Origin of the sequence: Metallosphaera sedula DSM 5348, assembly GCF_000016605.1 — an archaeon.
Lineage (GTDB): Archaea > Thermoproteota > Thermoprotei_A > Sulfolobales > Sulfolobaceae > Metallosphaera > Metallosphaera sedula.
Genome location: NC_009440.1, coordinates 1,056,677 through 1,075,987, shown reverse-complemented (window position 1 = coordinate 1,075,987; position 19,311 = coordinate 1,056,677). Strand labels below are relative to the sequence as shown.

Genomic DNA, 19,311 nt, shown 5'->3' with positions numbered 1-19,311 from the left:
GTAAAAACTTGAATATGGTGAAGATTTACCCAGGTACACGGATCACCACTAACCCATCAGAACGCATACCGCTATCTCTCTCTCCTTAATAACCAATACCAAAGAGGAACTGCCTGATAACCGTTGACCCTCCCTTGGTAGCTCCAGGTTATGATCGTGGACCTTTCCGCGTTGATCTCCCTTTCAGCCTTTCTCAATCCCTTCACCTCCCTGTCCTCTATCTTGTCCTCGGCGTAGGTCACCTGTATGAGCTCCTTAGGTTCCATTTTCTCACTCACCACAAAATCCACCTCCGCGTCCTCAGATCTCCAGTAATACACCTCCTTCCCCTCCCTCCTCAACTGGAGGTAGACCGCGTTTTCCATAGCCTTAGACACTGAGTCATACCCCAAGGCGTAGGGATAACCCATGTCCACGATGTAGACCTTTCTAGGATTCACCTTCCTCTTAGTCTCGCTCCTTTCAAACACCTCCACCTCGAACAGGAAGTACGCCTCCCTCCCCCTGCGAAAGAGTTCGATCACCTTCTCCTTACTTACCTTGAAACCCAGGGTTTTCAGGTAGTTGTAAACCCTATTGTACGAGATCAGCGACGAGTAATTTGACACGATGTAGGAGGCAAAGGTTTCGGCATACCTCTCGTTCAGGTCCCTCACCACGACGGAGTCGAAGTAGGATCGTAACAGCATCTTCTTGAGACCTGGGTCCCTCTCAAGGACCACCGCTGGATATCCGCCATACCTGAGATACTCCCTCAATAGGGATAGGATCTTCCCCTTTTCCTCTGTGTATAGGGTGATCTCAGGGTTCACACGTACTCCCAGAAAGGACAGGTACTCCCTGAAGGAGAGGGGGAAGACCTCAAAGTTCAGGCTCCTTCCCCTGAGCTCCTCGGCTATCCTTGAGGGAGTTAATGCGGAGGAGGACCCCGTCAGGAAAACCCTCGCGTCAAGCCTCCTCCTGAACCAACTCCCGTAATCCTTCACGGTCTGTATCTCATCGAGGAAGAGATACCTTGGCTTCTTCCCTGTTAACTCGTAGAAGGCAGTCAATATGTCGTCAAGATCAACGGCACTTAAGTTCCTCAGCCTGGGGTGTTCGAAATCCACATAAACTATCTCGTCCTTGGAGGCCTTGCCCTCGGAAACTAACCTGGACATGGTGTTGTAGAGGATGTAGGTCTTCCCAACCCTTCTTCCACCGGTCAACGTGATCACGTAGTTTGTGTCAAGGGGCAACCTGGTCTCCCTATCCGTGGTCTTGGGTATCTCCGAGTTAAGGAATTCAGCAATCACCGCCTTGAAGTCCTCAACTCTCATGGGTAAAGTTAGCCAAGGAAAGTATTATCGTTTTCTGACCACTTTTACGGGAAAAGTGGTAGCCAAACCCGACCACTTTAGGGGAATTTCCATTACAGTTTTCCTCTAGAGAGACAATAAAAATAATTTAAAATTACTCTGAACCTGATGACTCCCGTTATTAAGAGGATCAATCTCGGTTCTTATCAGCGGTTGTGGGCCTCCTGGCGAGGGGTCTCAAGGTTCCTTGAGATGAAGTTTTTGAGCGAACGTCTTTTCCCTTCATATCTTCGTATTGAACATGTGTGAACTACCTCTAACCAGGATTACTAGTGGATGGAAAGGACCGAACTTCACACATGTTTGGACGTGTCCCATAGTTGGACGGCTCCCCTCACGTTATGGTCTTGGGCCCATGCCTAGAAAATCAATAACCAGGCTATCACGCTGATTGATGAACCTCTTGCTACCTCATGCACAGAAACTTGGCCCTTCACGCCCCACCCAAGTGCTCTTATTATCCGCGCTTGACATGTCAATTTATGCAACTCATGAAAATGACCTTCAACGTGACGCCCCTTCACGACGTGGTTCTGCCACCCCTGTCCTCAAAGGTGTTGAAGTACCTGGTCCTATCTCAACAGGTTCTTCCGTTCCTCGAGGAGCTTGTAAGGTCGAAGGATAAGCAGAAGCCCCTCTTCATTTCCAACCTTGCCCTAGATGGGAAGAGGCTTTACTCCAGGGGAGAGCCGATCACAGTGAAGGCGAAAACAAGGTTAACGGGTTCGGTCACTTTCCCCTTCTCCAAGGAGGCCTTTAACGTTGGGGGAGGGAGGGTAAAGACGGTTTACGGTGAGTACGAGATTTCCCTGAAGGAGGTGTCCGTCCTAGATGAGACCCCCTCAACCTCGACAAGAGGGAATCTCAGGGTCTCCTTCCTGACTCCAGCCCTCCTTTGCTCCAAGATTTACCTCCCTCCCTTTCTCAGGGAGAAGTACAGGAGGAAGAAGATTGGTTTCTCGCTGATCCCAACCCCTGGTCTCGTCGTTGCATATGGGTATAGGCAGTACCTCGCCCTCCTCGGGAAGACTGACAGTTACGAGAACGACATAAAGACCTTTAAGCTCCTAGTTATGGCGAATGCCCTGTCCCGCGTCGTAGGGTATAGGCTTTACCCCGAGACGGTTGTGATTGGGGAGGACGAGAAAGGCAGATTAAGGCTAACGAGGGGGGTGAAGGGTTGGATAGAGTTTGACATCGTGGGGAAGCTGAAGGAAAGTGCGGCTAAGTACCTTGAGGTTGCCTCCTTCCTAGGGATTGGGAGGAGTAGGGGGATTGGGCTAGGGGAGGTTCACTTCAAGATGGTCGAGAGGGGAGAGAATAGTCACTGAACCCCTAGGGGCGTAAAATGGTCATTGTGAACATGCTCTCTAGAGAACTTAACATCACGCAGTGCCGAGCTGGAAGAAAGTTTAACTCTTTCCGCGAAACTGGGGTTCCTCTTGCGTGGAGTGCTTAGTTAGTCCACTCCCATCTTTACTCTGCCTCTTACGCGATTCTTCAGGTGGACTCAAGAACTGCGGGCGTCAGACCCCCTTACAACCCTTCACCAGCTTCTTATATGCCTCAACCTTACTTGGGCCCCCAATCATGCCGTTCTCCTTGAAATCAACCTCACCAACAATTAGCCCATCCGCAACACCGCAGAACTCCTTGAAGTTTCCGAGCGAAATTCCGCTCCCCACAATCACCGGTACCTGAACCGACTCCTTCACCTTCTTCACGGTCTCAATGGACGGTGGAAGTGAGCTCCTCGGCCCCGACACAATCACGGCATCAGCTCCTCCCCTCTCTGCCAAGTCCTGAGCAACCAACTCTGTGGGAAGATTGTAGAGCGGGTATGCGTGCTTCACGTGAACGTCAGCCAATATTCTCACGCGGGAGTTAAGTGATCTCTTTAACCTGAGGAGTTCGGCAGCCCTGCCCTCAATCACCCCCTGGTCTGTGGCGTAGGCCCCAATCAAGATGTTACATCTGATGAAGTCTGCCCCATTAACGTGGGCTAAGGAGAAGGCGTCGATGCACCCGTTTCGCAAAACGTTCACTCCCACCTGTAACCCAAGTTTTCTCCTAACCTCCCTAACTATCACGCTCATGGAGGCCACGGTGATCGGAGGCATGTTGTCCTTGAAGAAGGGATAATCCCCGAGGTTCTCCACGATGACTGCGTCAACCCCTGCGCTCTGGAGCTTATCCGCCTCGGTGACTGCATATTTCACGATCTCCTCAAGCGGTTGCCCACCCCTCGGTGACCCAGGTAAGGGCGGTAAGTGGATCATCCCTGCTATGAAGATCCCTCCCACTCACCTCACCAGGTTCAGCCGCAGGAAGATGAAGTAGAGGAGGGCCCCTATCAACGACCCGAAGAGGTCCTGGGGGAAGTAGAGGTACAGCGTGGTGAGCCCTGGTAAGGTAACCACGTTGAGGGCTGTCCCTACCACCGTGGCAAGCACGGAGTAGAGGTTCACGTTATCCCTGAGTCCGCGGGGGACCTGGTAGAAGTCCCTTACCCCCAGGCTACCCTCCTGCATTTTTGGTCTCAGCCTGAGGTACCAGTCTAGAAGGACGATGAAGGTGTACGGGAATATTATGTCACCCACGAAGTTCAGGAAATTCGTCGCGTTCTGAAGGATTCCAAGCACCGCTGCAATCGCTCCCGCGAGGCCTATGAAAACAGTTGAGACGGGCTGAGACAGGTGTTCCCATTTCCTCTTGAGTGCTGGCTGAATTGCCGTAATGAGGTCAGCCACGGCAGGGTAGAGGTTCATCGCGTTTGTGTGGAGGATTGCGAGGGCTGCCCCAACTGAGGCTATTCCAACGATTATGGCCAGCGAACTAGCCACGGGAAATGAGACGGCGGGCAGGTTCCAGTTCCCTGCAGTCTTCTGCGAGATGAAACCGAGCACGCCCATGAGGTAGACGGGGACCATGATCCCTAGGGGGGCAGACACGAAGTTGGACAGACTCCTCCCCTTGTAGGGTTTCGCGAACCTGGTTGCCGTGGAGATCTTGTAAGTCCAGGACAGGAGGGAGAATGCCAGGACCAGGCCGATGGATGCGCCCCAATCCACGTTTGACGAGGAGAGGAGGGCCTGCAGGTTCACGGGGAAATACTTGATCAGGAAATAGGTTAGAACGGCGTAACACACCACGAGAATGAAGGCCGTGTACCTGTAGAAGTACTCCAGTATCCTTGCACCGTACAGGACGAGGACTATCTGGATCGCCCCGAAAACTAGGTACCATATCACGGGAGAGGAATGAAGTAGTGAGGCGACGATGAGCCCACCGGTGGAGTCGTTGAGTCCGAACCACCCAATGTTGACTATTGTGTACAGCGCAGACAGTGCATTAGAGGTCAGGTATCCATAGGTCTTCCTGGACACGACTAGGGCCGGGACAGGGAACTGTCTCCCCATCTCGGAAAAGAGTCCTGCCGGGACCAGGCCTATTGCGAGGGAGATCGTGAACACGAGAAGAAGGTTCACGAGACCCAGGTTTTCGAGGAGGTAACCTATGAGGGGGGTTGTGGCGGAAGCGCTTGCCATGGCCCAGAAGATGAATACCTTCGGGGCCGTCATGTACCTGGAGGTTTCGGGTATGGGCTTAACCCCTATTACCTCGAAACCTGTTCTCTTCATGTAAACCTCCTCGGTTGGATTTTCTTGCTTTTTCTCCTCCATGGGTGATATAAAATGAAGTCATATATTTAAGCTTTTTTAGGAAGTTAGCACAAAAAAGACAAATGGTGAGGTTGTGGAGGGTGGCGAAGAGTGGGTGCGGAATGAATGGGGTCAAGATAAATTTAGGGACATATTTTCCATATAACATGATTATATGTATTGTGGCGTGGTAGTTGACGTTCTGTACAATCTAATAAAAATGAAGTACGGTATGTTTTACTGAAGTGCACTCCATAAGAATAGGGAAACATCTTAGATGTTCGTCGACTTTACGGTATCCTCTTAATCTCATTAAAATTGCAATATTAGATAATGAAAAGAATACCTACGTTTAACATCTGAATTACCAAATCTCGGAGAAAACTCTCAAACTAAACTCGCTATTGAGGCTCACTTATCAATTAAGATGCCTCTTACGTGTTATGATTACTAAGTTATCGATACCGTCATATCCCTGTACTAACCCTAGGTAGGAGTAGAATGTTAGAATTAATTTATAAGCCTTTTTAGACACATAATTATAATGTCTTTATCCCTTGAGAATTTCATTGGTTCTGCTGTGAGTAATATTCTAGACGGTGTTCATGATCTCAAGAGTTTCATACTTGTATTGACACCTCCAGGTTCCTCCCGGGGAGAGATTGTTAGGAGGTTGGCTGGTAAGCTCGAGGATGTCGAGTTCTTAGTTTATGAGGAGCTTTATAAGAGGCTTAACGACCAAGACTTAAGGTCAAGGTTTAAACCACTTAGAGGCTTATCAGTGGAGGGTAAGGACATTCTTGAGTATATCAAGGGTGATTACAGTAACATAAAGGAGGCATTAAGCACTAGACGCGTTGCCATAGTGCCCAGGAGTACCATGGATGCCGTGGTGCTGGTTCGCAGGCTTAGGGAAGAGCTTGGTAGGGATTGGGGCTCTGCCAAGAAGCATGTAGTCATTAACCACCTCTCCAGCATCTTTAAGAGGGAGCTTGAGGAGTCCCGCTCACAATTCACTCTCATTGAGACTCGCCACGAGTTGCTCAGGAGGGACGACGTGGTTAAGGAACTGGTCAGGGAGAGCGAGGGGATAAGCCTAGCCCTTTGGAATAGGGAGGGCAAGCTGGGGGAGAAGCTGGAGAGCGGTGTCAAGGCGATCAGGGCTCTGAGCCCGGGTAGCGTTGGATTTGACGAGTTAGCCAGGGATTTCGCCGGCGAGTTAAAGGTGATAATGCCGACCGTAGTACTAACCTCAGTAGCTTACGTGGCCGGCGCGATGCTCGTGGCGCCGGTAATACAGGCCCTGGTCTTGGCCGACGGGTTGACCGCAATCTCCTTGGCCATTGGACGATTCCTCGAGGAGTTCACCAAGAGGGTTGGGATTTATGCAGTGAAGGAACCGATCAAGAAGTTCTCCGAGAGGTTCCTCGGCTGGCTCACCAAGAAGGGTGAGGCTAGGAACAAGTTCCTTAAGTCCATGGGCCAGCTCCTGAAGGCCGTAATAGTAGCACAAGAGTTCGTGGTCGATGATAGGTTTGAGGGGATTGTGGATGAGGTGGCCAGCGAGTGGGGGCTTGACGTGGACACGTTCAGGAACTTCATAGACAACACGTACAAGGTGGCCACGCAGAGAGTGGCTACCAAGGAGGATGTGGACAAGATACAGGAGGAGATGAACAAGATATTGGAGGAAGTGGACAAGAGATTAACCGAACTTGAGAAAAAAGTTGAGGAGTTAACTCGTGATATCGAGAAGATTGAGGGGGAGTTGGAGACGACGCAGGTCTTGGAGGGTGTTTATCGCGATCCCACTATACTGGGAATTAACCTGGAGAGGAAGACGTTGAGGGTTGAGGACGTGGAGTATGCCTTGGTTGTGGACAAGAACTTTGAGAATTACTCGAGAGAGATTATGGACAGGATTGCGAGGGGCGACTTCGTAATACTCACTGGGTCTAAGGGCATTGGTAAGTCAGTCCTTATCAAGTATTCGTTAGCTGAGTTACTGAAGAGCAAGGTTAGCCCTTATGTGGTTTATGAGGCGAAGGAGCTGACCGTTGTCCACAATGTTAAAAGGCTTCACTACATTGCGGACAACGCCTTTGGCGAGGTGCCCATAATCTACTATGACCCATCTGTCCCGGAGCACTACGAACCGGGACAAGACCTGACGCCAGAGACAAAGGTTGCGAATACTGTGAAACAGTTGATGAGGTTCTACCAGAGGCGGTCTGAGTCAGGGAAGCAAGTGCCCGTGATGCTTGTGCTACCAAGTGACGTACTCCAACTAGTCATAGACAACCTTCTCATGAACAATAAGGGTTTGGAGACTTACGAGGTTGAGTTCGTGAAGGAGCGTGTTGTGAACATTGACCTACGCACCTCGCAGTTCTTGAGTGGGGTAATCAGATCTTATAGTGGAGGGATTTGTGCTGAAGAGGTTTATGAGAGGTTGGGTAAGGAGGTTTATGAGAGATATAGGGATGGATATACACTAGTGGCTAGATACGTTGGGGAATGGCTCAAGGCCAACAAGTGCAGTGTCGAGGACGTTGAGCAAGCGATAGGGGCAGGTGCTGGCGTCGCAAAGGCATTCATATCCCAGTACATATACAAGGCAATACTAGGAGGCGACGACAACATCGAAAGCTTCAAGGAGAAGTTCAGAAAGTACGCACTCGCCTTTGCAGCGAGGGCCTTTCTAGGCCGAATGCCGCCAAAGTGGCTGATAGGCAGAGTACCAGCAGTCATTAATAATAAGGGCAAATCGGAAATTGCCTATGACGTGCCCATACACTTGGAATTCCCAGACCATGTTGGTAGGTGGCTCTCAATGAAGCACGAGGACCTAATCGAAGAAACCATAGAGGATATAATCGACGGAAAACTATCGAAGGAACTGAAGAAGTACGAAGGTGTAGGTAGGCTCGGAACAGTAGTGAATGGAGCTGAGGGAATGGAGAAGGTCATCAAATGGACTCTCGATAATTTGATGAAGATAAAAGGCTCCATTAACGTAAAAGTGGCAGTGATAGACGTATTCTTTACCGCAGCGGCAAATAGGTTGTTAAGTGAGGAGGAGCAGGTATTAAGGAGTCATCCGCACGAATTGGCCATGGTGGTGGGACTAGCCCACACACCATACCCAATTCCAATTGAGCTCCTTCTAGAAACTGATGAGGGTGAGTTGGTTAAGGAGTTGAGAGACTGGATACTTGTTGGGAATGAGATGCCACCTTCTGTAAGGGTGCTCCTGCATGAGAAGGCCTCTTTGTTCAGGGACTTCATTGATGCTTGTGGGATGGTTAATGAATTGTATAGAGAAGTCAAGGAGAGTGGCAGAGTGAAATTAACAAGGGTATTTGAGGCATTGGGTCTGCTGGTAATAACAGGTGGAGAATTTGGAAAGGAGTGCCTGGACAAGGCAAACAGAATCATAGGTAAATATATTGAGTACGTACAACTCGCGATTACTCCTATACATGGACTTAAGGAGTTAGCGAGAAGGTTAATTGAAAATGGTGAGTATGATGAGATGGTACGTCTCCTGCATAAAATTACGTTGCAGGATCAAAATACTGCCGAAGAGATTCATTCCGAAGTTGTTTTGCCTAATCATGATGTGTTCCATGCCAGGTTGAGTTGGGCTGGCAAATTAATTTACATGATGACTCTTTCGAGATTGTCGAAGGTGGATGATTGGACTAGACTTGCATCCGAGACCGTTAATGATATTTGTAGGGATGAGAGTTTGCATGGTGTACGTTGCCTATACGCAAAGGCTAGATCATATCCACTTATCGCTGTCCACAAGTCAATGATAGGTAAACTCGATGAGGCTAATAAGTATGTTGATGAGGCAGTGAAGGCGATGGAGGAATTAAGTAAGAGAAGCAGGGAAGAGTTAGTTAGGGGGCTTGAGAACGCATTAAGGTTAAGGAGCTCATTTATGGACATAAGCGAGACTATTGATAAAGAATTAAAGAGTGTAAGAGCTCACCTTTACCACCACACAGCAATAGTGAAGATGAATGTTGACTTAGGGGTTGCATTGAATTATGCCAAAGAGGTGTGCGACATTTCCAGGGAGATAGGGCTTATGAATGATATAGCTAGCACTTGTGGTTTAAGGGCTCGTTTAAACTTCTTATCAGGTAACGTCGAGAATGGCGTAAAGGAGTTCGGGGAGCTTTGGAAAGAAGCATTAGACAAAACATTTACAGAAATGGATAGAGGTGGTGTCTCTTCCACTCTTGCTCACTACTTGGTTTCACTCTTGGCGGTGAATGACCTAAGCAGGGTGGAGGAGGAGTACGGGACATTTCGTCCATTCCTAGTTAATAAGCCGATTTATTGGGCTATCGTGGCGGGGTTGATGAGGGTCTATGGACTGCGTGTTGAGGACTTTTACGAGGCAAGGAGAGATGCCATAATGGAGGAAGCACCTACACCATTCAGGAAGGTTTTGCTTTGCCTCGAAGTAGATGGTGAATGTGAAACAATGTGTCAATCGATAGAAGATCTCGATGATCGCATATTATGTTGTGAACTGATCCAAGCCAAGGATAATCCCAAGTTAATGAAAAGCCTCATAATTTCCACACCTAAGGAGAAGTATAGGGACATTTTAAGTCAGTTGTTAAAGGACATTGACGATCCCTACGAGATAACTGAGATCGGTGTATCACCTTCTGGGTCTTTTTTGTCCTTTGTCGAGGTTCTTAGATTCATTATCGAGGGCAAGCTCAACAAGGCGAGACTAATCGCCGAGTTTTGGCGTAATGATTCACGGTCAAGGGGTAAGCCTGTGCCTGAGGGTTTATGGAATGAGTTAGGCAAATCCCTTAGTGGAGACAGATGCAGTAATGACTGCAGGATGGCGCTCATTAAACTCTTCTACCTCCAAGCTTAGCGGTTTTACATGATCCTTTATTCACGTGAGATTTAGGCATTAGGCGAAAGTAGACCCAGTGCTTATTTCATGAAGTTTTGACTCACATCACAAGTCAAGTTTATTAGGATTGCGAACCCGATTCCTCGTGAACAGGGATTTACTCCTGAGGGCCATGGTAGACTGGAACTTTTGGTACAGGGATCGGTTCACCGCAGTTCCGCGAGAATACTCGGGCCAAGTCCTTGACCTGCTCGGCACGGGGGAGGCGATCACGATCCTCGGAGTTAAGAGGGCCGGAAAGTCCACAATCATAACTCAGGTAGCGAAGGTGCTCGTGGACTCGGGAGTCAACCCGCTAAACTTCTCATCGTGAACTTCGAGAACCCAAGGTTCCAGGAGATGAGGATCGCGAACGACCTCCTCTCCCTGTACGATCTCTACCAGGGGTCGGGGGACAGTTACAGAGAAGGCCATACCTCTTCCTCGACGAGATCCAGTAGGTGGAGGGATGGGAGGGTTTCGTTCGCTCCGTCGTGGATAGGAGGGAGGCCCACGTGACCGTCTCAGGGTTAACCGCGAACCTTACCCAGGCCGTGAGGCGTTCCCTGGCGGGGAGGTACCTGACGGTTGAGGTCTCTCCGCTATCCTACCTAGAGTTCCTGAGATCCAAGAACGTCAACGTGTTCACGGAGCTGGACCTGGTTGCGAGGGAGGCTGAGATCAAGGCCCTCTTCGACGAGTACCTGAGGTTCGGTGGTTTTCCCCTCGTTGCCCTGAACCCGGGGAACAGGGAGAGGATACTCGCTCAGCTCTACGACGACATAGCGCACAGGGACGCGATCCTCGAGTGCGGGGTAAGGAATGTGAGTGAGTTCAGCGACCTCGCCCTCTTCTACGTCTCAAACGTTGGGAACAGGGTGGGGTTCAGACACCTTTCAAGGTCAATGGTGATCCCTCTTAGGAACTTGCAAAGGTACACGGAGTGCCTGAGGAACGCCTACCTGGTCTTCTTCGTGAAGGCCATCAGCCCTCGCCTGAGTGAGATGGTCAAGGCGCAGAGGAAGGTGTACTGCGTGGACAACGGGATCTCAAACGTGGTTGAGCACAGGCTCAACGAGAACCTGAGGAGCCTCCTCAAGAACCTGGTCTTCGTGGAGTTGATGAGGAGGCACGGCCTCGGAAACTTGTTCTATTATAGGGATAGGAGGGAGGTCGACTTCGTGGTGAAGGACAGGAATGAGATCAGGGAGATACTTCAGGTTACGTACTCCCTGGGGGACGAGAGGGAGACCGAGGGGATAATGGAGCTCCTCAGGATCAGGAGGGTTAGGGCGAGCGTGATCACTTACGACGGGGGGGGGGGGGGCAGAGAGTGAAGGTGATGAAGGCCTGGAAGTGGTTGTTGGGGATGGGCCATACCCGACTCTTGGATCAGTAACCGTGCACTATAGACGAAGGTTTAGATGATGGAGGTGCGGATCAAGGAACTTTACTGCCCACGTCAGAGTATACTGGTTAGCTAAGTGCTAGGTGAGAAATACTGAGAACACCTCAAGGGTTTGGCCTAGAGACTGCGCGGTTGTGATTATGTCTATCTAAATAACTCGGATCCGATCGACCTCTACGTCAAGGTGAAGGGATGAGTAGGAGAGTTTTTACCCAGACCTCCTCACGATGGTTAACTCAGGCTTTCACCCGGGCCCGTGAACTCTTCAAGCAAACTCTCACCGATCATTCTTGTTCCCAACTCATGTCCCTCCGGCAACACATGAAAGAATTTTTAGTAAAGAGGATGAAGATTTAATTGATGGAGAAACTGGTCCTGAAAAACTTTCGACGGTTCCGTTCACTTGAACTTGAGCTAAACAAGATCAACGTCATTGTTGGGAAAAACAACGTGGGGAAGACCACTATCCTCGAGGCTTTTGCACTGGCAGCCTCTGCACCCTATCTCACTGACTCGCTGGGCTCATCGATTTTCAGGTCAATATTGCTCAATAGGGAGATACCCTACTATCTTGAATTTGTGAAACTAGGAGCCAAAAAAGCGGAGGTTACCCTAGGCGATAAGAAGGTAGAAATAGTGAAAGAGCTAGAGAATGAAATCCTTAGGAAGAAAATCTCTGATGAAAAGGAGAAAGAAAAAGGATTGCAGGTCCTTGACGCACTGAAGTACATGATATCTGCGTTAGTCGAGGAGATGCCAGAGGTAGAGCATCCCGAGTACTCAAGCACATACGCCTTAGCTAAGCATGGTGAACAGATGGTTAGCCATTACGTGGAGGTAGATATGGGATCAATAAACATCTTTAGACACATTAATGACAGTTCAAGCGAACTTAAGCCCTCGCCCGTCTACTTCGTAACCGATCATATGTTTTATTCCACCAAGGCACTTGCATACATAATAAATAACTCTATTAAAAATGATTACAAATACTTTACTAAAGTATTGACCTCATTTAAAAAGTACATGAAGGAATTTGATATTGAGGATGTGAGGGTAGTTGAAAACCAAGTTTATCTTATCATTAAGGGTAAACCCATACCCATCAGTCAAATAGGCTCAGGTGCCAAGAGAGCGCTTTTGAAGGAACTGATTTCAGGAAACGCTGAATATATAGCCATGGACACGCCTGAGAATGACCTTCATCCAGGATTGTTGAGATCCTTCCTGGATCAGATAGTGGACCTAAGGGCAAAACTCCTTATATCCACCCACAGCTTAGACACTATCGAGGCACTGGTTGACGTGCTGGAAATCAAGAGGGCGATTGATGATATGACCGTGTTTAGGCTGGATATGAATGGGGTTGAGACCATACCCGGAAGGGAGGTCATGATACGTCTCAAGGACATTGGGGAGGACCTGAGAGGACTATGAACTTTTACGTTATGTTTGTTGAGGGAGATTGCGACCAGGCATTCCTTACAACACTGCTCAGATTAAGTGATAATAACTCAAGCGAGGACAACAGTGACCTTTTTATGAGGTTGTCGGAGCAAGATATGAAATTAAAACAGTTTATTGAGAACTTCTTCATAAAAAACCGAAGGAAATACGTGCGTTTTAAGAATGATAAATTCTACTTTATTTTTCAGTTTAGCCAGGAGGAGACCACCAAGCTATTGTACACTAAAACTCTTCCTAACTTCACGAAATCCATTACTCAACGTTTCCCCTGGATGAAAGACAGAGTAAACCTGATGATCATGCTGGATTGCGACTCGAATAAGTACGAAGATTGCAGTAACAAGATAAGATGCGAGGATGCCGATCCGAGGTCGGATATTACGTGTCGGATCATTTACGTTAAGTGTAAAATTGGGGGGTTTAGTGTACACTCGCTTGTGGTTATGCCGAACATGGAAAATTTACTTCAGGTCAACGAAGAGGAGGCCAAAGGTAGGAAGGCAGAGGTATGTAAGGATTTAACCTTACAACGATTGAGCGATCTGGAGGAGATCTTTAAGAAATGTGTTTTGCCTTACTTTCCAATGTGAGTTGGCCTGGGAACCAGGAGAGTATATTATTCAGTTAGTGCGCAGAAGGAAGAGGGGATGAGAACCAACCTCCATGTGCTCGTTCTTGGACTTGTTGGACACACTCAGTATGTTCTCATGAAGGGATAAAAACTAGGCGTACAGTTCTTTTTCATGCGAAGCGAAGCCACCACTAAGTATCCCGTTGTCGAGAAAGTGATCATAAGGAAGATTAGAGGAGTAAGCTTCATGAATGAGGACGGTAAGGAGGTTGAACTTAAACCCTCAAAGATAAACATAATAACTGGATCTAACGGGAGCCTTAAGACGTTATTTCTCGAGGCCCTGTCCACCGCGTTACTTCATTACTCCAGGTCGCCCAACAACGTCGTTGGGCTATTACCCACCCTGAGAATGGACGACTCTTGGTTGTATTATCTAGCCAGTGAAGAGGTTTCCATGACCGTGAACGATTTGACCCTTAGCAATGCCAGTAGTGAGGAGGTACTCAAGTTATTGCTCCCCACGAGTTTTGGCCACCCCTTAAGGTATAGCGGGCTCAAGGTTACTGGCCCTTCAGAAGAGGAAACCCTCATTGCATACTACTCGGTGGCAACCAGCACGGGTAATTCGAACTCGGTTCAGGTATCAAGGAAAGGGAGATCTAGGGAGATCGATTTTGTGGCCTATTCCATGCCAAATCCAATGAACAGCCTATTCTATGGGAACTTCCTCTCATGCGTTAGCCCCGGACTTGCCAAGGGAAAGGAGGAGATAAAGCGGGTTCTGGGACTCGACTTCATAGGCTATGTTCCCGATGAGCTGGGCAGAAATCAAATTGCCGTGCTGGATGAGAGGGGGAAGATGCTTTATCTGCCAATGTTGGGTGGCGGAATCTCGTCCATGGTACTTCTCCTCCTGGCTTCCTCACTTGACGTGGTGGTGTACGATAATGTTGAAAATCACCTACACAAGACGCTGATGGTGAAACTTATTGAGATTATGAGGACTTCACGGGCTCAATGGTTCGTGACCACCCAGTCCCTTGAATTTCTCGAATTCCTGGATGAGGGTAAGGATATTCAGGTGTGGCAGTTCAAGAGATTTAGGGAGAAGGATGAGGTATTAGTGAGGGTCCATAGGGGAAAAGAGATCGGGGAGTACATAAATGAACTAGGGATAGACCTGAGGGGTTGAATTGGTGAAGGCTTATCTCTAGGGGAAAGGATGAGATCCACTTCTTTCGATGCATTCTTGGAAAGATTCACACAAAAGTCATCAGAGACATGGAGAGATTCTCGTCTTGATTTGTATGAGATTGTCATGTGAAAATTTTTAGGAGTGATATTCATAATAGAATAGATGAATTTCGTATATGCCATTGGTGATAGGACGATCCCCTATCCCAACACTCGAAGAGAGATTGCTGACAAAAGGCGCATAACCTTCACGTCAGGGGTTATGCGTTCGCTCCAAGAGATGCTCAGTTTGAACCCAAGCCCCATCGAGGTGGGCATTGCCAGGAACACCTTGGTTAACTATGTCCACTCCCTTGGCTCTCAGGGAATACTTCATGGGGAAGTGCACTACTGTCTTGCCAAATCGGAGGATAATAAATTACCTGACCTGGACAATCTCCTTGCTTATAATCTAAACAGGAATGAGGGGAGGAAGTACGATGAGGCGATGAAGAGGGGTGTAGTGTTGGAGAAGATGCCTCGACCTGTCAGGCCAAGGGCCCTCGCAGAGTACCTCTTCTATAGAAACGATTCTTCCACTTTTCAACACTACGAGGTGGGCGATCCCATACTGAGCGTAGAGGTTCAACCAAGTGGTAATGATAAGCAGAAGAAAGCCCAAATTGCTGAGATTGTGAACAGGCAAGTTAGAGGTGTCGGGAATTACGAGCTTACAATATCGATATGGGTGACACCAGAGAAAATATCCTCGAGTAATCTCAAGGTTATCATCGACGGTGTTATGACCGGTCTCCTCGGTAATAGGCCTACGGGGGGTAGGGATATAATCAATCCCCCCGATAGTTTGGACAGACTTGTTGCCATCAGGATGCTTCCGAGATACGGGATGACCAAAGTGACCGTGAACCCGGTGATAAGGACAATTCCCCTCCACAAGGAACTAGGCCAGGTCTCCTGAGAGATCGTCATAGATTAAATGATGTTTTCATGGACTTCTCAATCTTAGCCTTCCGAGGTTTCCTCCTCTTTTCCTAGTCCCCCGCCTCCTGGCGTCTCTATCACGACCTCGTCCCCTGACTCCAGAACAGTTGAGAACTTACTGGGCATCTCCCTTCTGACTCCACCTCTCACGATCGTCACCCTTCCTGGTTTCCCGTTTCCACCACCTAATAGCCCCCAAGGTGGGATAAGGAACCTCTCAGCCATCACTGACAACCTCGTCCTGTCCATGACCTTGAAGGCCCTAACTATCCCGTCACCTCCCTTGAACCTCCCTCTTCCTCCGCTTCCCTCCCTCACCCTGTATGCCGTGAAGAGAAGGGGGTACTGCCTTTCCGCTATCTCTATAGGCGTGTTCAAGGTGTTGGTCATGTTGACCTGGACCGCTGAGACTCCGTCGCGGTTAGGCCTGGCCCCCATGCCTCCTCCCACAGTCTCGTAGTAGGCCCAGTACCTCCCTCTCAACCCTCCCATCATGATGTTCATCATTGTCCCGGACCCGGCTGCCGGGACGGGCATCAGGTGGGACAGGGCCTTGAACGTGACGTCAGCTATCCTCTGTGAGGTTTCCACGTTTCCTCCACCCACAGCTGACGGCTTCGTGGGGTTCACGAGGCTCCCCAGGGGTGCCTTAACCCTGACCACGCTATAGAAGCCCTCGTTTGTTGGGACGTCCTTCCCAAGGAGAGACCTTATCACGAAGCTAACCGCGGAGAACGTTACCCCATACACGGCGTTAAAGGGGGACTCAACCTGGGGATCCGTGCCCGTGAAGTCGGCCAAGACTCCCTGGTCGCTAATCTCCACCCTCGCCCTAATCCTGGTCAGCCTATCAAGTTCCAGATAGTCCTCGTCCTCCCCAGACCCCTTGGGCCATCTCGCCAGCTCTGTCAACGTGAGCCTCCTTGCGTACTCCATTGAGGTGTTCCATGCTTCAACCACCTGCGAGACGCCGTACCTCTCCACTAGTTGCTTTACCCTGGCTATCCCCACAAGGTTAGCCGAGATCTGGGCGTTCAGGTCCCCAAGTGAGGTGTCAGGGACCTTAAAGTTCTCCCTGATCATCTTCACCACATCCTCGTTGAGTTTCCCCTTCCTCATCAACTTGAGAGGGGGTATGACGAAACCCTCCTCATACAGCGTGGAGGCTGAGGGGTTGAGGCTTCCCGGCATCGGCCCTCCAACGTCAACGTGATGTGCTTTGTTCACCACATATCCCAGTCCCCCAGGTAACGGTGCCATTACCATGACGTCGTTGAGGTGTGTCCCCGACACGTAGGGATCATTCACGATCGCCATATCCCCTTCCTCGAGCTCAACCTGTTGCAGGAGATTCTTGACCCCAACGCTGAACGATCCCAGGTGAACGGGGATGTGCTCCGCCTGGGCCACGACCTCACCCCTCTCGTTGACGATGGCACAGCTGTGATCCATCCTCTCCCTTATGTTGGGCGACATCGCAGACCTCTTGAGCATTACCCCCATCTCCTCGGCGACGAACTCGAGGGCCCTGCTCACTATTTCCCAGGAGGTCATGGTCTCACCAAGGTTATGGACTCGTCTACTAGGGCCTCCCACCCGTCCTTGACCACCGTAGTGGAGCTGAACTCCTCTATGATTGCGGGACCTCTCACCCTAACCCCCCTCCTCAACTTCTCCCTAACGTACACGTCCACTTCACCCCACTCGTCCTCTAGGAGGGCCTTCCTCCTCTTGACGGGGCTGTCCCCCTGCCCCGACACAACTGAGAGCTGTGGGAGGGGTCTCCTTCTCACGGCGAACACCCTTATGGTCACGACCTCAATCTCCCTATCGCTCATCACGAAGCCGTAGGTTGAGAGGTGCTTCTCCTCAAAGACTTGCCTGATCTCGTTGACGTCGTTCACGGGGACTGTGAGCTCCCAGCCCTGGCCCTGATACCTGACGTCAGCGTACCTGAGGAAGTGACCCACCTTCCCCTTCAACCTGTCGTAAAGCTCCCTCTCCAGCTTCACGAACTCGGCCTCGAGGTCCCTGGGAAAGGATTTCCTAGCCTCAAAGCGCCAGTCAGCCAGGAGGAGGCCTAGGGCACTAAACAACCCAGGGTAAGGTGGAATCAACACCTTGGAAATTCCCAGTTCCTCTGCCAGGTAAACCGCGTGCTGTGGCCCAGCCCCACCGAAGGCCACGAGACTGAAGCTTGAAGGATCCAGCCCCCTCTCCACCGTGACAAGCCTTATGGCCCTGGCCATCTCCAGGTTTACCAGGGCAAGGGCATCCCTACTCACGTCCTCCAGGTCACCGAGCCTGGATAGCCCCTTCCTCGCCAACTCGGGCTTTAGCCTCATCCCTCCACCGATCACCTCCCCCACCCTTCCCAGGACAAGGTTTGCGTCCGTCACCGTGGGCTTATCACCTCCCCTTCCGTAACACATGGGACCTGGGTCTGCCCCTGCACTCAAGGGACCAACCCTTAAGGCCCCAGCGTCGTCTCTCCAGATCACCGTCCCTCCTCCAGCTGAGACCTCTGCCAAGTCCACGAAGGGGAACCTCACGGGGTAACCGCTACCCTTCACCACCCTGCCGTGATGAACCTCACCACCTACCTCGTACTCGGTCGTGATCTCGAACTTTCCGTCGATGACGACCCCAGCCTTCGCCGTGGTCCCGCCCATGTCAAAGCTGATCACGTTACCTGGAAAGAGGGAGGCTGAGGCTATCACCCCTGCGGCTGGGCCCGACTCCACGAGCTGGACAGGTTTCCTTGAGGCCTCCTCCACGTCAACTAGGCCACCTGAGCTTGACATTACCAGAAAGGAGGGAAGGAAGTTGAGTTCCTGCAGATACGAGGAGATCAGGGGCATGAGGACAGCGTTAACCACGGTGGTGGAGGTTCTCTCATACTCCCTCGGTTCAGGGGCGACCTCAGAGGAAAGGGACACAAACCTGAAGTGACGAGAGAGGACTTCCCCAGTCCTGATCTCGTTAGTGGGGTTAAGGTAAGAGTGAAGGTAACTGATCGCGACGGATTCAACGCCTCTTTCCCTTAGGTTCTGGGCAATTTTCTCGATCTCGGACTCCTCAACTCTTTCTAGTATGTTACCCTGAGCGTCAACCCTCTCCTGAACCTCAACCCTCAACTCCCTTGGTACCAGTTGCCTCGGCTTCTCGAAGTTGAGGTCGTAGAGACGGGGTCGATTCTGCCTCCCTATCTCTATCACGTCCCTGAAACTCCTAGTTGTGAGGAGCGCCGTCCTCGGGAGATCCAGTTTCTCCTGTCCCAGGAGGGCGTTGGTAGCGAGAGTGGTCGCGTGAACGACCTCCGTGACCTCACATCCAAGCGAGGACAGGACGTCCTTAATGACTTGAGAGGGCCTCGTTGGATTTGTTAGAGTCTTTACCGTGACTATCTCCCCGTTCACTAGGGCTATGAAGTCTGTGAATGTCCCACCAACGTCAATTGCAACCCTGCACTCCATGGATTATATGACGGGAAGAGGCTTAAGTTCATGACGGTGGGTCGACAAAGGCGAAAAGATATTCGAACGTTAGGTTCAGGTCAGATCCAAGTCTACTAGCCCAACACAGTTAAATCCGTGATCTCCAGCTTCTCACGGATGTGGGCGGTTCTGACACGTTTTACTCCCTTCCATAGCTTGGCGAAGTCAGGGCCTTCAAGAGATAGATCCATTACTTCACATACGTAAGTCTTGCAAGTCTCTATCACTTCACGCAGT

General features: G+C 50.1%; 14 protein-coding genes. 8 read left to right on the top strand and 6 right to left on the bottom strand.

Annotated features, from left to right (window positions below; all coding sequences use genetic code 11):
- Positions 1 to 71 precede the first annotated feature (71 nt).
- A complete protein-coding gene (locus tag MSED_RS05770; RefSeq protein WP_012021086.1) occupies positions 72 to 1,319 on the bottom strand; it encodes an ATP-binding protein in 1,248 nt (415 codons plus the stop codon).
- 521 nt (positions 1,320 to 1,840) lie between these two features.
- Between MSED_RS05770 and cas6 the strand changes: the two genes are divergently transcribed.
- Positions 1,841 to 2,689 (top strand): CRISPR system precrRNA processing endoribonuclease RAMP protein Cas6, encoded by an 849-nt coding sequence (cas6, locus tag MSED_RS05765; protein ID WP_048060056.1) that lies wholly within the window; start codon positions 1,841 to 1,843, stop codon positions 2,687 to 2,689.
- Between the two features lie 195 nt (positions 2,690 to 2,884).
- Here cas6 and MSED_RS05760 read toward each other — a convergent pair whose 3' ends face one another.
- The gene (locus MSED_RS05760; protein WP_012021084.1) at positions 2,885 to 3,661 is read right to left on the bottom strand and encodes a BtpA/SgcQ family protein; all 777 of its coding nucleotides are present in this window, start codon (positions 3,659 to 3,661) and stop codon (positions 2,885 to 2,887) included.
- Positions 3,662 to 5,041, bottom strand: coding sequence for a purine-cytosine permease family protein (locus MSED_RS05755; protein WP_012021083.1), 1,380 nt, complete (start codon positions 5,039 to 5,041; stop codon positions 3,662 to 3,664).
- A gap of 523 nt (positions 5,042 to 5,564) precedes the next feature.
- Between MSED_RS05755 and MSED_RS05750 the strand changes: the two genes are divergently transcribed.
- The 7 genes from MSED_RS05750 to MSED_RS05725 all read left to right on the top strand — a co-directional run bounded on the left by MSED_RS05750 (position 5,565) and on the right by MSED_RS05725 (position 15,554).
- Positions 5,565 to 9,932, top strand: a complete 4,368-nt coding sequence (locus tag MSED_RS05750; protein WP_012021082.1) for a coiled-coil domain-containing protein — start codon at positions 5,565 to 5,567, stop codon at positions 9,930 to 9,932.
- A gap of 127 nt (positions 9,933 to 10,059) precedes the next feature.
- On the top strand, positions 10,060 to 10,287 hold the full coding sequence (locus tag MSED_RS12480; protein ID WP_225938853.1) for a hypothetical protein: 228 nt from the start codon (positions 10,060 to 10,062) through the stop codon (positions 10,285 to 10,287).
- A 127-nt stretch (positions 10,288 to 10,414) separates the two neighbouring features.
- On the top strand, positions 10,415 to 11,290 hold the full coding sequence (locus MSED_RS05745) for an ATP-binding protein (protein WP_230842413.1): 876 nt from the start codon (positions 10,415 to 10,417) through the stop codon (positions 11,288 to 11,290).
- 431 nt (positions 11,291 to 11,721) lie between these two features.
- The gene (locus tag MSED_RS05740; RefSeq protein WP_012021081.1) at positions 11,722 to 12,798 is read left to right on the top strand and encodes an AAA family ATPase; all 1,077 of its coding nucleotides are present in this window, start codon (positions 11,722 to 11,724) and stop codon (positions 12,796 to 12,798) included.
- Positions 12,795 to 13,418 (top strand): hypothetical protein, encoded by a 624-nt coding sequence (locus tag MSED_RS12310; RefSeq protein ID WP_012021080.1) that lies wholly within the window; start codon positions 12,795 to 12,797, stop codon positions 13,416 to 13,418. Before MSED_RS05740 ends, MSED_RS12310 begins: the two co-directional genes overlap by 4 nt.
- 153 nt (positions 13,419 to 13,571) lie before the next feature.
- Complete coding sequence (locus tag MSED_RS05730; RefSeq protein WP_012021079.1) at positions 13,572 to 14,594, top strand: ATP-binding protein; 1,023 nt, start codon at positions 13,572 to 13,574, stop codon at positions 14,592 to 14,594.
- A gap of 165 nt (positions 14,595 to 14,759) precedes the next feature.
- The gene (locus MSED_RS05725) at positions 14,760 to 15,554 is read left to right on the top strand and encodes a hypothetical protein (RefSeq protein WP_012021078.1); all 795 of its coding nucleotides are present in this window, start codon (positions 14,760 to 14,762) and stop codon (positions 15,552 to 15,554) included.
- Between the two features lie 44 nt (positions 15,555 to 15,598).
- On the opposite strand, the gene MSED_RS05720 is transcribed toward MSED_RS05725, so the two are convergent.
- From MSED_RS05720 to MSED_RS12305, 3 genes are all read right to left on the bottom strand, one after another.
- Complete coding sequence (locus tag MSED_RS05720) at positions 15,599 to 17,131, bottom strand: hydantoinase B/oxoprolinase family protein (protein ID WP_012021077.1); 1,533 nt, start codon at positions 17,129 to 17,131, stop codon at positions 15,599 to 15,601.
- A complete protein-coding gene (locus tag MSED_RS05715; RefSeq protein WP_012021076.1) occupies positions 17,128 to 19,053 on the bottom strand; it encodes a hydantoinase/oxoprolinase family protein in 1,926 nt (641 codons plus the stop codon). Before MSED_RS05715 ends, MSED_RS05720 begins: the two co-directional genes overlap by 4 nt.
- Positions 19,054 to 19,148: 95 nt before the next feature.
- Positions 19,149 to 19,301: a hypothetical protein gene (locus MSED_RS12305; RefSeq protein WP_155464936.1), complete on the bottom strand. Its 153-nt coding sequence runs from the start codon at positions 19,299 to 19,301 to the stop codon at positions 19,149 to 19,151.
- Between the last annotated feature and the right edge of the window lie 10 nt (positions 19,302 to 19,311).